Genomic DNA, 15132 nt, shown 5'->3' with positions numbered 1-15132 from the left:
GGAGTGATTTAATCCCCTTTCGGGGCAAGGGTCTTTGTGGTACAAATGGCAATTTGTGGTACAAAGACACACCTTGCTGATGTAGAAAATGGGATTATAAGCCCCTGCTGTGTTACTGCATTCATTGAATACAGTAACTCGGCGTAGGCTTGCATTCGAGGAATGCAGTAATTCAGAGTTTCCTCCATCTTTCCACATCTTCCTTGTATTGGTCGAGGTGTTCCCGCAGTACCTGTTCGACATATCCCGAAACGCTCGCTCCATGCTCACCGATTCTCCGCACCACGAAGTCTAACTTTCGTTGGGTTTCCTCTGATACATACACGGCTTTGCGGTGGCTGTTGCGAAAGGGCTGGAGATATTTCCCCTGAAACTCGGATAATTGCTTTCTGTCCTTTGTTTTTCCCATTCTTTGATGAAATTCTTCGGTAGAAGTAGCCCTTTCTGTTGGCGACAACGCTGTTTCTTGATAGGACGGTTGAGAAAAATCCTTGTTACTCTCCTTGTCATTTTGTTCCTCAACTTTATCAACAGGCTCAAACCTTCTCTTTTCCTCTTCATAATCGAAGGGCTGGTCAAAATCGGGTAACTCTTCGGGCTTGCGGAGCTTAACGCCATAATTTCCCATATCTCTAATGGCTTGTTCCAAGCGTTGTTTCCTTTTTTCATCTATTCTTGCCATAATTTCTTGGGTATCGGGTTATAGTGTTTTTCAAGCATGGCTTGTATGTCACTCTGCTTGTAGAGTATCTTCCCTCCGATTTTGTAGAAAGGAAGCGTTCCTGAGTTTCTGTACTCTTGGAGCGTGCGTGTGCTGAGCCGTAATTGGCTGCAAACCTCCTCACCCGAAAGGTAAACCTCACCATTCAGCATCGGACGGGCGGTAGAGCAATACCGCTCCAACTTCTTCAAAGTGCCTTCCATCAGTTGTGAAAACAACTGCATCTGAGGGTCTTCCCGCGTAATGATTTCATTCTCTGCCATAATTCATTCATTCTTTGATTTCAATCCTTGACTGCATTCAGCATTTCACAGATGTCGGTCTGTTTGTAATAACACTTATGTCCAATCATGGAGAAAGGGATTTTGCCCGTATCTCGGTATGATTGTAGGGTACGCTTGCTGATGCCTAAACGCTTGCACACGGCTTCGTTGTCGAGCCATTGCTCGGTCTTGGGAGGATTACCGATGAGTTTTTCCACACGATGGATAAAGTCTGCAAATTCGGAGCGATGTCGCTCCCACGCTTTGCGGTCGATGATAATGAGTTTCATTGCCTTAATTTTGTTTTGATTACTTTATTGTTACTCAGCAAACAAACTGTTATGCAGTCCATTGCCGTACTTCTCGGGTGCAAAAGTAACCCCTCGGAAGCACCACTGCAAGAAATGAGGATAAGCAGGGAAATAGAGAGAAAGCAATAGAAAAACAAAGGAAATCCGTCTGTGTTATTGCGGTAATGAGATGAGGTGCCGGCTCGTTCCTTTTATTATCTTGTTGTTTTATCGATAATTCGATAGTTCGACAAATCGAGATGTCGAAGTGTCGATAGATAGTTTTATCGATAGATTATTTTGACGATATATAGTTTTGACAACAGATAGTCATGACAACAAATTGTACAAACAATAGATTGTCCGTATTATCGTCAGTCCTATCTGTTGTTAGTTGTTACGCCTTGCGTCCAAAGAGCCTGAGTATGCCGTATTCTTGTCGTGCCTATACTCTCTACGGCAGCCCAGCCCTGCAAGGTTGGGAGAGATGAATACGACCGCATGGATATAGAAAATGGCAATACCACCTTGAAACAGAGAAATCCTGCGGTGGAGATTCTTCTCTCCATCCGCAGGACTCGACCTTGTCAGGGCAGACAGGCTGCCGTTGTACCTTTGCACGATAAGAAACGGCATCAGGAACTTTGCGTGCGCCGCCTTTGCCTACAACGCCTTCAGGCTTGCTTCCTCCGTCAGTCTGACCGTTGGCAGATTGTTGCTCTCGATGAGCAGCACTATCGTGCCTGTCAGTTCGGTGTAAAGACGGCCGTATTGCTCGTCAGAAGCCAATGTGTCCGTCAAACCGAACTTGTCGAATGTGGCTTGAACAGCCTTGTTCGACAACAGTATAGGTACGAGTTTCTCTGGGAGCGGTGCAGGAAGTTCCCTTTCAAACTCGTTTTCCAACACGGATATAAGCGTATCGTACTTGGAAAAGTGCAAGCCTTGATACAATGCCTCGCTTGCCATGCTCTCCGCTTCAATGTGTGTAAAGCCTTGTGCTACAGCATCGCAGTAAACTGTGAGAGCCATATCTGCCCGTGCAGTGATAAACTCCGTATCTTGCAACTTTTCGGGGTGATGCTCACTCATGTAACTTCTTAACTTCAATCGGAAGTAGGAAAGTTCCTTTTTGTTCTTCTGTTTCATTGTTTTTCTTGTTAAAAAGTTGGACTTCTTTTTTTTGAATCATTCATTACGGCTGTTACATCCCAATTATGGGACTTGACTTTTTCGGTGTTCTTGACGGACACAGCCGTAAGGCTTTACGCAGTACCCTTGTATGCTCACTACCCATCAGGGGTTGCATTTCCTTGGCAATCTTGCTCTTGGTCACCCGTGCATAAATCTCGGTCGTGGAGATGAAGCGATGCCCCAGCATCTTGCTCACCGTCTCTATCGGAAGTCCGTTCTCCAGACAGATGGTCGTGGCAAAGGTGTGCCGTGCGGTGTGCGAGGTCGCTTGAGTATGCGGTGGCAGTCCTGCCTTAATACATATCTCCTGAATAGTTCTATTGAAATTACTGTTGCTGGGAAACTCTCGAAAGAAAAGCCCCTCCCTTCGTCCGTGGCTCACAATGGCGAGTATTTTCTCGGCAACGGGCAGCAACGGGACAATACTTCTGTTCTGTGTCTTTGTTCGACAGAGCGATATGTACCTACGCCCATCCCCGAATGTATAAACATCGTCCATTCGGAGTTTCTTTAAGTCTGAGAATGCCAGCCCCGTGAAACATCCCAAGAGGAAAATAAGTCTGCAATGGTTATCTGTCGAGCGGTGCGGACGGTAAGCCAAGAGTTTTTGCAGGTCGTCCGCCGTAAGTGCATTGCGCTCGTAGGTAGGCGTTTCTATGTCTATGAGTTCAAAAGGGTCTTCACGAACGTATCGCTCCTGCAATGCCTTGCGAATGACCTGATGCAAGTGGCGTAGGCGGTTGCCGACACTGCTTTCCTTGTTTCCCAAGTCCCGAAGCATAAAAAGGCGATAGTCCTCAAGCAAAGTCTTGTCCACCTCTGTGGGCATACAGTCTGCCCTGTCCCTTACTTGCAGGAAATGAACAAAACTCTTGTAGCTGTCCTTAAAAGCCCTGACAGTTGCCTTGCTTAATGTTCTGCCCTGCAATTCCTCCTTGTATTCACAAACGGATTGATATAGCTCCGTAAGTGTTGGCATGGGGCGACTTTGCTGCATATAACGCTCCTTGAGGTATTCCGCCGTGATATAGTTTTCTTCCCTTAATGTACGTTCATAGAGTGAATGCAAGCACTCTTCTATTGAGTTCAGTTGCAGATTGATGCCGCTTGAATTACCTGTTGTCGCCTTGATGCACCCTTTTCGGGCAAGCCACTCGTCGGGGGAAGTTTGCAACTGCGTGGAAAACGATGAGGACGTTCCATTACAGGTGATACGGCAACGGATTACGCATAGTCCGTCTTCATTGGTCTTGCTTCTATCTATGTAGAATAGTATGGCAAATGTACTTTTCATTGTTCTGCGGTTTTAGTTGGTCAGTTGATAATGTGCGAGTTGTGGAAGTATTTTCTCTATGTCCAGAAAGACACGCTCGGGAGATGTCTCCGCATACACTTGCGTGGTTTTGATTTGACTGTGTCCGAGCATTTTGGAAACGCTCTCAATGGACACGCCCTCCGACAGTGTCATCTGAGATGCGAAGGTATGCCGTGCCATGTGATAGGTCAGCGTTTTCTGAATACCGCAAAGCCGTGCTATCTTTTTGAGGTGTATGTTTACCGTGTCGCATCCGGGTATGGGCAGCAGATACCCCTTGGGCGGTTCGTGTCGGAAAGCCCTCGTGTGAATGCCCCGATAACGCTCGATAATGGCAGCGGCTTCGGGAAGTAGGGGGATGTGGCACACGTTGCCCGTCTTTATTCTCGGCTTGCGTATCCAAGTCATTCCCGCTTCGTGAAAGACGTGCTGCTCCGTCAAGTGATACACGTCGGTATAGGAAAGCCCCGTCAGGCAGGAGAAAAGGAACATATCCCTCGACACTTTTTCATAGCCTTGCAGTTCGTCTTCTCCCAAGGCTGCGATACGGCTTACCTCCTCCCTCGTGATGTAACGTGGAGTGCCCACTTCCCAACGAATGGAATGGTTGATGAAGGGATAGGTGTCAATGATATGCCGTTTATGCAGGTCTTTGAGCAAGGAAGCCAGCATGGAGAGATAACCAGCCGAGGTATTGAGCTTGAAGCCCTTTTCTTTGGCGAAGTAGTCCTCCAAGTCTTTGATGAGGGCTGTGTCCACTTTCTGTACGGGAATATCCTCCACATGGTAGCGGTACCTGACGAAGTTTGCCAGATGCTTGCGGAAGAGCAACAGGCATTTTAGTCTGCGTTCGCTGCGGTCTATGCCCACACGCTCACGGAAGCGGTTGATATACTCGCCCGTATGATAAAGCAGTCCTTGCGACTCGCTGTTCAACCCGAACACCAATTCCCTTACTCGCTCTGCCGTGACGCGAGCATCGGATTTTCCCGAAAGAGACTCATAAACCTTGTGAATACTCACCTGAAGGCGGTCAAGTTCCTTGTTTACCGATACGGCTTCGGCACTCTTGCCCAGCAGTCGGTTCTTGCGACTGTCCCACAAACGAGGAGTACACGAGCATTTGCAACTAAATTGTACCATAGAGCTTCCTGCGCTGATGCGTCCCATGATGGGACTTTTTCCGTTTTTGTCCTGCGTACCTCTCTTGAGGTAGAAAAGCAGCTTGAATTTTTCTTTTTCCATTGTTTTTTACTTGCAAAATTACACTTCTTTGAGGAACTTTGAACGATGCAAAACACTGATAATGAAAGAGAAAGCACCGTTTTTGTTACCACTTTCAGCCGTCCTTTTCCTTTCATCGTTTGTCGAACGATTTGGTAACTGAACTCCCTCCTTTTCGCTCCCTTTTCTGCCTATTTCCTCAAATGCAACCCGATGAAGAAAAAAGCAATATCCGCTGTATTTCAGTCAGATATGAGTTTTATGCCATTTTCTGCTTTCTACTCCCACACTTCCGCATAAAACGCCGCCAGCTCAGGCACCTTGATAAATGTTCTGAAGCGTTCCTTCTGAATGATGTCGTTTGTGATGGAGAACTCGTAGTCAGTCGACTTCTTGGCAAAGACGGCTGCCCAAGCATCGAAACTGTTGATGCCCTGCTTCTCCAAAGCCTGCGGACGAAGATACTTGAACAGAAGATACAATTCCGTCAAACTATTGGAAATGGTCGTTCCTGAAAGGAAAGTGGCTCCCAAGTCCTTGCCAGACCGTTCTTGTATGGTACGAATGGCAAAGAGCATGTTTAAGGCACGCTGTGAACCATCAGGATTGCCCAAGCCCGACACACGGTCGTGGCGGGTATTGAACATCAGGTTCTTGAACTGGTGGCTTTCATCTACAAAGAGGTGGTCGATACCCATCATCTTGAAGTCTACAGCATCGTCCTTACGCTCAGCGATGCTATCTTGTATGTTCTGTAACTTGGCTTCAAGCGTCTGCTTGCGCTTCTCCAATCCTTTGAGCATCCCACGGGAGATGTCTCTTCCTTGTTGTCGCAACACTTCGAGATTCTCTTCCACTGAGTCCAGTTCCTTTTGCATAATCGCTTCCTGTATCTCCAAGGCCTGCGGTATCATGCCGAACTGTTCGTGCGTGAGGATGATGCAGTCCCAGTCGTTGTTCTTGATGTCGTTAAAAATACGTTGGCGGTTCTGCTTATTAAAATCGTTCTTACCTGGATAGAGTACCTTAGCATTGGGATAAGCTTTCCTAAAGGTATCAGCAATGTCGAATACGTTTGCCTTCAGACCGATAATCATCGGCTTGTTTGCCAGTCCCAATCGCTTCATCTCGTAGGCAGCCGTACACATGATGAGTGTCTTTCCCGCTCCCACCTCGTGGTCGCAGATGCCGCCACCGTTGGTTTTGAGCATCCACACGGCATCCTTCTGGCTTTTGTAGAGGTCGGCAATGCCCAATCGTCTGAGGTCAAGGTCGGGAAACGTCTGGTGCGTGCCGTCAAAGTTGGGTCGCACAAAACAGTTGAAAAGACGATTATAACGGTCAGAGAGTTGTTGCTTGAACGTGTCAGGTGTACGTCCGAGCCAATCAACAAAGCCCTGTCTGATTTCCTCAATCTTGGCATTTGCCATCTGGATAGCATGTCCGTCCCTTACTTTAATGGTCTTGGTCTCTCCCGTAACCTTGTCCGTCACCTCCTTGCTCTTGTTGATGTCGGGAATAGTATTGTGCAGGGCATGCTTTAATAGATTGACGCCATCATAACGGCGGAACTCCCCCTGTACGGCATACTTATGCCAGATATTGGCATTCTTTCGGTCGCAGACAATGCAGTACTCGTCCATGTTGGAATGGTAGGATACGCCAATATCCGTCCCGAAAAACTCCGATGCGAACCTGCCATAGACCTTTGAGGGTATCCAGCGTTCACCGAGGTTGAAGTCAAGGTCTGCAAATGGAATGGGTGTTGGCGTGGCTGCACGCAGGGCGGCAAGGCTCTGTTTTGCCTCTTCATGTTCGGGATGGTCCAAGAGCCACGACTCGATACGCTCCGCCTTTTCTATTACATTGCCCGAAATGTACTTGTCCGCAACCTCATAAGCATTCTCTTCGGGGTTGAAGTAGATACGACCTTCCAAGGAAGAAATGATGTCGCTTTCCTCCATATCAGGTAAAAGCGAACTCATGTAGTCAAGTTCCACCGTGCCATACTTGTTGAGCGATGCACCCAGTGCCTCCATCGGGTCTGCGGCAACGGTCAGTTCCGTGGTGGAAAATGCCGTTGGATGGTCAAAGATGTCCGCCTTGACGTATCTGCCGTTCTCAGAGCGTTCCAAGAACAGCATTTCCACGCCTGTAGCATCCATCTTGATGATGTCGGTGTTCGCCTTCTGGTTAAAGTAGCCCCAGCGTGCAACATAGTCATCATACAGGTGGTTGAGCCTGCTGCGGTCTTCCCTGTCTTCTGCATGGTTCTCTGCCTCGTAGTCATAGAGACGATGATAGCACTCCCGTATCTCGATATAGCTTTTTAGACGGGAAAGCTGCGCATACGGCAAGTCCATCGGGTTAAAGGTGGGATGTCGCTTCAGATCAGAAAGAAACCCCACCTGACCTTTCTGTACGACAATGGAGCCGTCTCTCAGATGAGAGTCCGGCGAAGAGAGAAAAGGGCGCGGTGAAGCGTCAAACTCCTTTCTGACTTCTGCTATCGGCTGTGGCTTGTGTTCCTCGGCTTCGTTCATAAAGTCAAAGAGCGATGGCTCACGTGGAGAGGAAGAAGCTGCTTTCCTGCTACTACGAGTACGCCGTTGAGGAATAGTTGCTGCCTTTTGCATCTTGGACTCCGATGATTTCTGGGGAACAGTTTTTGTTATAGGACGATGCGCCTGTGAAGTTCCTGAATTATCCTTGATTTCATTGTTCACACGGGTAACTTCTCTTGCCCAAAGGCTGTATTCCTCTGGGGCAAACAATGACAGCTGCTCCGGTTGTCCGATGTCTTCCATGTTATTGTCCACCACCGGATGATGATCATCGTCAAAGAATATTGTCTGTCCGTTCATCTCTCTTGGGGCTTCAATATCCGTACGGATTTCCTGTGGTTCCTGCTCGTATTGATGATGAAGTGTCAAAGCGGGTACACCTTCGGGAGCAGGTTCTATAGTTATGGAAGGCTGTCCTGATACTGATTGTTGTGGGGCGGACTCCGATGATGGTGGTTGCAATGGAGTGGTCTCTCCATTGGAAATGGTATTTTCTTTTGCCTGTACCTTGGTAATGGTAAAATCGTCTGGTTCTATGACTTGCCCGACATTAATTTCTGTTTCAGTTTCCAACTCTTCCTTGGATATCTTGATTCCAGAAGTACCGTTCACAGTCTTCTTAACCGTGTCTTCTGTATTTGTTACCGATTCTTCCTTGATTTCCTCTGCCACCACTTCTTCTTTGGTATATTGTTCCCTGACGATTTCTTCCAACTCGGCTATCTCGTGCAATTTCTTAGGAGAGAAATACAGGTCACGTTCAATGCCCAGTCCTCTTACCTTCACGCCTTCCATCTCGTCGAGGGACATATTGCCGAGCTCCCAGCCATAACCCATCGTGACAGCACCGAAACCAATGCGGCTCTTAGGGTCATATTCCAGAAGGTAGGCTGTGTATGCTCCCATCGGGAAGAAATAGCGTGCGTAGGCAACCTTATCGCCTATGAGTTCCTTTTCCGTGCTGTAAAGTTTTGGTAACTGTTTCCTGATACTGTCGGGCATTAGGTTATAGGCATCGTTTATACCCTTGTCTTCAGTCTTTGTCTTCTCTGTTTCTTCTTTCCGACTTATGGTAATACCCAACTTGCGAAGCTGTTTCTCTGCTTCCGCCTCCCGCTCTGCCTCTGTCATTGGTATACCTGTTTCATATAGCTTACGGTCGATACGTTGTCCCATTTCAAGGGAGAGCCGTGTTCGGAGACTTTCTGCCATTTCCTCAATCCCTCCTGTGAACCGATACTCCCATGCTGGTCTTCCATAAGGGTCTGTACCCATTATGCGCTCTGTGGCAATGGTGCGATGAGATATGTCTTTCCAATCTCCTACAAAAAGAGAGTTATGCTTGAAGACGACAGTAGAGCCTTCTTCCTTGGGAACGGAAACAGTTTCTACGAACTGCTGTTCAATTCCCTTGCTGATTTCTTTACTAGTCTGCTTCTGCAGGACGATGAGGTCACTGCCTACGTCCGTACCTGCATTGTCTGAAAATAGACCTGATGTTAGTCGGAGAGCGGAGATAAGGCGGCTGTTCTGCATGAGGTAACGGCGTATGGCTTCATTGCGGGGACTGTCTAATACGCCCTGTGAAGTGATGAATGCCAAAATTCCACCTTCCTTGATGCAGTCCAGACCTTTCACGAAGAAGTAATTGTGAATGGCACGTGTGGACTCACGTTTAAGAGTGTCCTTACCTTTGCTGTATTCTCGGTCATAGACCATGAAATCACCGAAAGGAATGTTACTTGTAACAAGGTCGTACTTGTCTTTGTTTTCTAACTCCCCAATGGCTTCAAAAGGCTCATTTCGGACGAAAATATTGCCTTTGCCATAGGGGTGCAGGGCTTGGCTGATGCGGGCAGTAAGCAGGTCTTTTTCCATTGCATCTACAACTCCCGCTTGCCTTGCAAAGGTCTCTGCAAAGGCACCCATGCCAGCCGAAGGATCCAAACATCGACGTATGGGTACATTTACAGAAGTGAGAGCATCGGCAATGGCGGTGACAATACGGGTATCGGTATAGAAGGAAGTTAGTACGCTTGCCTTGATGCTTTCCCAGTACCGCTTGGCGGTGTTAGCATCTAAGGCTTCACGATAAATCATCTGTTTGAGCTGCTGTGTCGGCTCAAAGAGATTCTGCTCTGACTTGCTCCAATAGCGTATATCATCGGGGTTGTCTGTGCGGTTGAGTACACATTTCAAGCCACCGAAACCTTGGTAGTTCTGTAAGATACTTTTCTCAGCTTCGGTGGCTTCGCGGCGTTCTTTTTCCAGGCGCAAGACCACACGGATGGCGTCCGTGTTGGCTTGCAGGACTTCTTTCTTATTGTATGCCATAGTGTTTTCTTTTAATAAGTGGAGGTAAAAAGGTCGGGAGGCAATACTTGTATCTCCCAACCTATATCTGTTCCTCGTTGTTTCTGCCAGGATTATCTCCTTCTTTGTTTTCCTTTTTTGTTCTCAAATTCAAAGGAAGTGGTGTAGTCTTCACCCAGAACCAGTCGGGCATTGAACTTCTTGCCTGCCTTGCTGGTCAGCCCTTTAAAGATAGGCGTACGACCGGAGCTTATCAAGTCACGGATATTATCTTCAGAAAGATGTATGCCGCAGACTTCACGAAACACGTGAAAACCACAGGTTTCATGCCTGCACTTGGCTACCTTGGCATAGATGCCGACACTCTGCTGTCCGCATTTTGGGCAGCGGTAGACAGGATAGGACTTCTGTTCGGGAGTAAGTGTTAGGAGTTCCTCGCAGATTGTTCCCACGTATGAGTTGATACCCTGTGAAAACTTATTCGCAGGCATTTTCCCCGCCTCGATGGCGGCAAGTGCCAGTTCCCATGCACCTGTCATCTCCGCGTTGGCAATCTTTTTATCTTTGACAATCTCATAGACTGCCAGGCCTTTCTCGGTAGGTATGATGGCTTTCTTGTCCCTGCAGATATAATCACGGAGGATAAGCGTTTCGATGATGTTGGCTCTTGTGGCAGGTGTGCCAATACCGCACTCTGCCATTGCCTTGCGCTTATCGTCTTCCTTCACTTCCTTGCCAGCATTCTCCATAGCAGAAAGCAGTGTCGCTTCTGTGTAGAGGGGTTTAGGTTTAGTCTTATGCTCGGTTATTTCAGCAGAAACAAGTGCCAAAACCTCTCCCTCCGTCAAATCAGGCAATGAAGACAAAATCTGTTCATCGCTATCCTCTTTCTTTTCAGCTTCTACTTCTTTACCTTTCTGTACAGCTTTCCAACCTAAAGAGATTTGTCGGTATGCTTTCCAAGTAAAGGTGTTGGTACCGTCAGTAAACCGCACCTGCATACGCTCTTCCTCTGAATTGGAGGAAAAGGATTCGACAAAGCGATTGACCACCATTTGATAGACAGTTGTTTCATCTGTCGACAATCCTGATGGTGTTTCACCTGTTGGAATAATGGCGTGGTGGTCGGTAACTTTGGTATTGTCCACAGAATGGCGGTTAAGCGGAGTCAGAAGTGTTTCTCTTATCTTGCGCAGCAGGGCGGGGACTTCCTCGAAGACATCCTCGCTGATGTATCGGCTGCCAGTGCGGGGATAGGTCGTGATTTTCTTCTCATAGAGGCTTTGGGCTATCGAGAGGGTCTTGTCTGCAGAAAAGCCATGGCGTCTGTTGGCATCCTTCTGCAAGGCAGTAAGGTCGTACAAGAGTGGTGGCGGTGTACCAGCCACCTTTCTTACGACCGATTCCACTGTAAGCTGGCTCTGACTGCGAAGCGTAGCGAGAGCAGTCTGTGCCAATGCTTCATTCTCATAGTCTTTACAGCTAACGGCTTTTATCGACAAGCCCTCTTTTTCTGTAAGGACGGATAATTTCCAATAGGGTACGGAAGAAAAGTCACGGCTCTCTATGTACCGATGGCAGACCATAGCAAGTGTTGGGGTCTGTACCCGTCCCAAAGAATAGCCGCCTTTGCGGGCAATGGACAGCGCACGGCTGGCATTAATACCCACCAGCCAGTCGGCTTCACTTCTTGCCTTGGCAGAATGATAGAGGTTGTCGTAATGGCTTCCTGGTTTGAGATTGGAAAGTCCCTCACGGATAGCTTTGTCCGTGAGAGAACTTATCCAAAGGCGGTCAAAAGGTTTTCTGCAATCAAGATATTGATAGATATAGCGAAAGATGAGTTCACCCTCCCGACCTGCATCAGTAGCGACGATGATACGATCTGCCTTGTCGAAGCAGGAACGGATGACTTTAAGTTGTTTGAGTGCTGCAAGGTCTGATATATACTCCTTGTCCTTACGTACTTGTCGTACCACTAACTGAAAAGGATTGGGACGAATGGGCAGGTCTTCAGCTTTATAGGCAGAAAAACCGTAGGCTTCGGGCATGGCAAGGGCTATGAGATGTCCCATTGCCCAAGTGACGAGGTAGCCGCTGCCTTCCATATATCCGTCTTGCTTGCTCGTTGCTCCTACAATGTGGGCAATATCTCTGGCTACCGAGGGCTTCTCGGCAATAATACAAGTTGTCATAGTGCTGAATGGTTTTAAGGTTACATTCTACGTCCACGAGACTTTTTCTGCTTGTTCTCGTCCTGCTTTTGCTTCTGCTCGGCAGTAGGCTGTGTCTGACCGGTCTTCAACGGCTCCTTCACGTTCTTCGTGGCTTCGTTGGTCTTGCCGTGATTGTTCACGGCTACCTGTGTTTTGTGTTCTTCGGCTACGGCAACCACCTTTTCTTTGCTGGTTTCCTGCTTCTTGTCAGGATTCCACTTGTAAAAGCGTGGGCGGTTCTGATCCTTGTCCATGCGAACGTATGCGTTGAAAGGTTGCCCTTGTTTATCCACCATATTCTTTAGATATAGTGTGCGACCGCTATCCAATGCTTCACGCTGTTTATCTGATAACTCTAAGCCGCAGAGCTTATGGGGTACACCTTGCTGCTGTGTCTGTTTGTGTTCCTGTCGTTCTCTTAAACTCTTGTTGTCACCAAAGATGAACTCAATGCCCTTTCGCTCGGCATTGACCTGAAGCGTGGCATTAAAAGACTTGCCGCTCTTGGCAGTCATGCCTTCAACCTTCACGGCTTTACCTTCCACAAGGTCTTTATACTGAGCGTCAGAAAGAGTCACGCCCTTGATTTCCTTGGGGATATTTACACGGTCGGCACGCAGGGCTATGATTTCATTGGTCTGCGGGTCGATAGAGACGTAGGCAGAGAAAGGCTCAGCGTTCTTGGGAGTCACTTCGATGGTTTTACCGAGATTGCCCGTAGTGAGAAGTGTCTCCTTTTCTTCGGGAGAGAACTTGTAGCCCATATAGGGAAAGTCAAGCTGTGGTTCTTTTCTCAAAGGATGAATTGCCAAACCGACATTGCCGTTATCGTCCGTGCGGAAAGCAAGGCGAGCTTCGGTGTAGATGGTAGTGTCTCCAATAGGTACGGCTATCGTCAAGAGATTGCTCTTCTGCCAATTGAGCATCTTTTCCAATTCTCCACTCTGCTCCAATCTCTCACGGGACAGTCCAAGGTTGTCGAGCATCTTCCAGTCCACTTTCTCGGGGTCGATGGCAGTGGTATTCTTCTTTTGCGGCAGATAATCATCAAAGGACACCCCAATCTCTGCCAGCTGCTGCTTGCTTTCGAGCTTCTCGCGGTTTTGCAGCATGGTACGCAGGTTGTCCACGCCCTGTTCCACATTGTCTGCCACGACCTTGTACAATCCGAAATGAGTCGGGTTGTTGAACTGTTTGAGGAAGTTGGTCATGAAGTTCTTCAGAAGTCCGTCCTTGTTGTTGAACTTTAAGAATGCCGCCTGATTGGCAGCAATTGCCTCAGTGGTTTTAAGGTTTCCCTTTTCGTCAACACTGGATACGACGGACAATTTACCCGCTTCCTGTTCATTCTTTACCTCCGTGCGGTCTTCCAGGACCAGCACGTAATTGTCATTGCTGTTTGATTCCATTGCTTGATAATTTTAATGATGAATACTGTTATCAAGCTGCTAAATTATAGGTATATGAAGAGATGAAAAAGTTTTCGGGTAAAGTAGGAAATAAAAGGAATTTATGGGAAACAATCTATTATGTTTAGTTTATGGTAAAGCCTAAAATATCACTTTATTAGAATATAGTTTCTACGCCAGTTCGGGATAAGGGTTTGTTTAGAATAGTTCCAATTGCCTACTCTTTTCAATGCGCACTAGCAGTCCCTCGGGCTTATTCTCGAAGAAACAGTATGCAGCCAATGCCGCACAAAGATTCATGAGGAAGTTATGTACGGAACGATGGCGTGAGTGGACAAGGTTAGCCTTGTTCTTGAGCAGTTCGTTGATGCATTCTATTATATATAGCTTGCGGAGTATCATCTTGTCCCACAAGGGCATAAGCTTGTTTTTCATGTTCGACTGAGCCCATGAACGAGGTGGATGCCTTGGTTGAAGAGGTTCTCAAAGAATTCTTGCTTGATGTACCCCTTGTCGGCAAAAACTTTGCTGTAGAGCACTTTGGTGAAGACCTTCCACACCCTAGGGTTTCTGTCGTCTTCATTTGCGGGAGTTAGGCAGAACATGAGTACGTCGCCTATCTCGTTGCACAGCAGATGCAGCTTGAGACCAGGGTATCAGCCCATCGTTCCCTTTCCGTTCTTGGTAAGTTCATCAAACACCTTGTTGAATTTCCTTCTCATGTTGTGGCATACTGGAATCATTGTACTGTCGACGAAACTAATGCCCATGCACTTTCCAAAACCTTGGATGCGCATGAAGGGCATCAGGTCGAAAAATACGCAGGGCATGAGTTCCACGAAACACGTGTAGGACACGGCATAGAGGAAGTAGCTTGCCAAATGTTCCTCGATGAAAAAGAGGTAATAGTGCTTGAAGTTGCGGAATGAGCCAAAATGGTAGCACAGTAGGATGGTCATGATTTTGCTTTTGGACATTTGCCCTTTGCAGTTTCTCATTCGCTTATATCCCTAGTCCATGGGGCGATATAGAGATCTTTAGTTAATTCGGTATCTAAATTCTTGCAGAAGTCATCCAACACACAGAATATTTCAATAACTTTGTCAGTGGTAATCAACGCTATATATGTTCGTAAGTTGTTGATTTTCAACCATAAGGTTGCAAAATAATGGCGAAATTACCAACTTTTTAGGGAATTTACTTATCCCGAACTGGCATTATTGGAGGGAGCATCCGGTGCTTTGAGCATCTCGGTGAGCATTCGTGCACTGGCAACAACACCCTCGAAGAGGACTTTGAAGAAGTGGAATTGTGTGGGGGCTTGAACTGCCGTATGAAGTTGGAGAGAAAGTTCTCCAAAGCATTGCTTTGCTTGTCGAACTTCAGGAAACTCTGTTCATGCTCGGCGGTGGACGATACTGTCTTCAGTCCGCCTTTCTCATCTGTCCCTGAGATGGCTTTGAGATTCTCGTCCTTGGAATCTTTCACCAAAAGGGCTTCTTGATCTTTGATTTTTTCGTCCATCTTACAATGTATTTAATGACACCAATAGCGGTGTATGGGCAAAGGTAAATCAAAGAAACCGTGTGTGTTAGCAGTTGGAGATAAATGCGTACTTGTGGC

The 15132-nt window shown here is 47.3% G+C and carries 10 protein-coding genes and 2 pseudogenes; all 12 read right to left on the bottom strand.

Going from position 1 to position 15132, the window contains the following annotated elements; all coding sequences use genetic code 11:
- Positions 1-172 precede the first annotated feature (172 nt).
- On the bottom strand, positions 173-682 hold the full coding sequence (locus tag J4856_RS04505; RefSeq protein WP_004359024.1) for a DUF3408 domain-containing protein: 510 nt from the start codon (positions 680-682) through the stop codon (positions 173-175).
- Entirely contained in the window at positions 670-984 is a 315-nt protein-coding gene (locus J4856_RS04500) for a helix-turn-helix domain-containing protein (protein ID WP_004359023.1), read from the bottom strand. The genes J4856_RS04505 and J4856_RS04500 overlap by 13 nt, the downstream gene beginning before the upstream one ends.
- 20 nt (positions 985-1004) lie before the next feature.
- The gene (locus J4856_RS04495; protein ID WP_004359021.1) at positions 1005-1274 is read right to left on the bottom strand and encodes a helix-turn-helix domain-containing protein; all 270 of its coding nucleotides are present in this window, start codon (positions 1272-1274) and stop codon (positions 1005-1007) included.
- A gap of 390 nt (positions 1275-1664) precedes the next feature.
- A complete protein-coding gene (locus J4856_RS04490) occupies positions 1665-1910 on the bottom strand; it encodes a hypothetical protein (RefSeq protein ID WP_118264313.1) in 246 nt (81 codons plus the stop codon).
- A gap of 27 nt (positions 1911-1937) precedes the next feature.
- Positions 1938-2423 carry a DUF1896 domain-containing protein gene (locus J4856_RS04485; RefSeq protein WP_004359020.1) on the bottom strand — a complete coding sequence of 162 codons (486 nt, stop codon included), beginning with the start codon at positions 2421-2423 and terminating at the stop codon, positions 1938-1940.
- Positions 2424-2478: 55 nt separating this feature from the next.
- On the bottom strand, positions 2479-3762 hold the full coding sequence (locus tag J4856_RS04480; protein WP_004378883.1) for a site-specific integrase: 1284 nt from the start codon (positions 3760-3762) through the stop codon (positions 2479-2481).
- Positions 3763-3774: 12 nt separating this feature from the next.
- The gene (locus J4856_RS04475; protein ID WP_025792440.1) at positions 3775-5028 is read right to left on the bottom strand and encodes a site-specific integrase; all 1254 of its coding nucleotides are present in this window, start codon (positions 5026-5028) and stop codon (positions 3775-3777) included.
- 257 nt (positions 5029-5285) lie between these two features.
- On the bottom strand, positions 5286-9905 hold the full coding sequence (locus tag J4856_RS04470; protein ID WP_025836959.1) for a DUF2958 domain-containing protein: 4620 nt from the start codon (positions 9903-9905) through the stop codon (positions 5286-5288).
- 92 nt (positions 9906-9997) lie between these two features.
- Positions 9998-12079 carry a type IA DNA topoisomerase gene (locus J4856_RS04465; protein WP_025836956.1) on the bottom strand — a complete coding sequence of 694 codons (2082 nt, stop codon included), beginning with the start codon at positions 12077-12079 and terminating at the stop codon, positions 9998-10000.
- Positions 12080-12099: 20 nt separating this feature from the next.
- Positions 12100-13509 (bottom strand): DUF3945 domain-containing protein, encoded by a 1410-nt coding sequence (locus J4856_RS04460; protein ID WP_004342575.1) that lies wholly within the window; start codon positions 13507-13509, stop codon positions 12100-12102.
- Between the two features lie 198 nt (positions 13510-13707).
- Positions 13708-14626: pseudogene (locus J4856_RS04455) on the bottom strand (IS982 family transposase).
- A gap of 102 nt (positions 14627-14728) precedes the next feature.
- Positions 14729-15033 (bottom strand): annotated as a pseudogene (locus J4856_RS04450) (hypothetical protein); the annotation flags it as partial.
- Between the last annotated feature and the right edge of the window lie 99 nt (positions 15034-15132).

This window comes from Prevotella scopos JCM 17725, assembly GCF_018127785.1.
GTDB lineage: Bacteria > Bacteroidota > Bacteroidia > Bacteroidales > Bacteroidaceae > Prevotella > Prevotella scopos.
The sequence above is the reverse complement of the archived record's forward strand: the minus strand, read 5'-3'. Positions and strand labels throughout refer to the sequence as shown.

Bases quoted from the DNA above. Each gene is read 5' to 3' on its own strand.
- J4856_RS04505 (WP_004359024.1), bottom strand. From the start codon at position 682: ATGGCAAGAATAGATGAAAAAAGGAAACAACGCTTGGAACAAGCCATT.
- J4856_RS04500 (WP_004359023.1), bottom strand. From the start codon at position 984: ATGGCAGAGAATGAAATCATTACGCGGGAAGACCCTCAGATGCAGTTG.
- J4856_RS04495 (WP_004359021.1), bottom strand. From the start codon at position 1,274: ATGAAACTCATTATCATCGACCGCAAAGCGTGGGAGCGACATCGCTCC.
- J4856_RS04490 (WP_118264313.1), bottom strand. From the start codon at position 1,910: ATGCCGTTTCTTATCGTGCAAAGGTACAACGGCAGCCTGTCTGCCCTG.
- J4856_RS04485 (WP_004359020.1), bottom strand. From the start codon at position 2,423: ATGAAACAGAAGAACAAAAAGGAACTTTCCTACTTCCGATTGAAGTTA.
- J4856_RS04480 (WP_004378883.1), bottom strand. From the start codon at position 3,762: ATGAAAAGTACATTTGCCATACTATTCTACATAGATAGAAGCAAGACC.
- J4856_RS04475 (WP_025792440.1), bottom strand. From the start codon at position 5,028: ATGGAAAAAGAAAAATTCAAGCTGCTTTTCTACCTCAAGAGAGGTACG.
- J4856_RS04470 (WP_025836959.1), bottom strand. From the start codon at position 9,905: ATGGCATACAATAAGAAAGAAGTCCTGCAAGCCAACACGGACGCCATC.
- J4856_RS04465 (WP_025836956.1), bottom strand. From the start codon at position 12,079: ATGACAACTTGTATTATTGCCGAGAAGCCCTCGGTAGCCAGAGATATT.
- J4856_RS04460 (WP_004342575.1), bottom strand. From the start codon at position 13,509: ATGGAATCAAACAGCAATGACAATTACGTGCTGGTCCTGGAAGACCGC.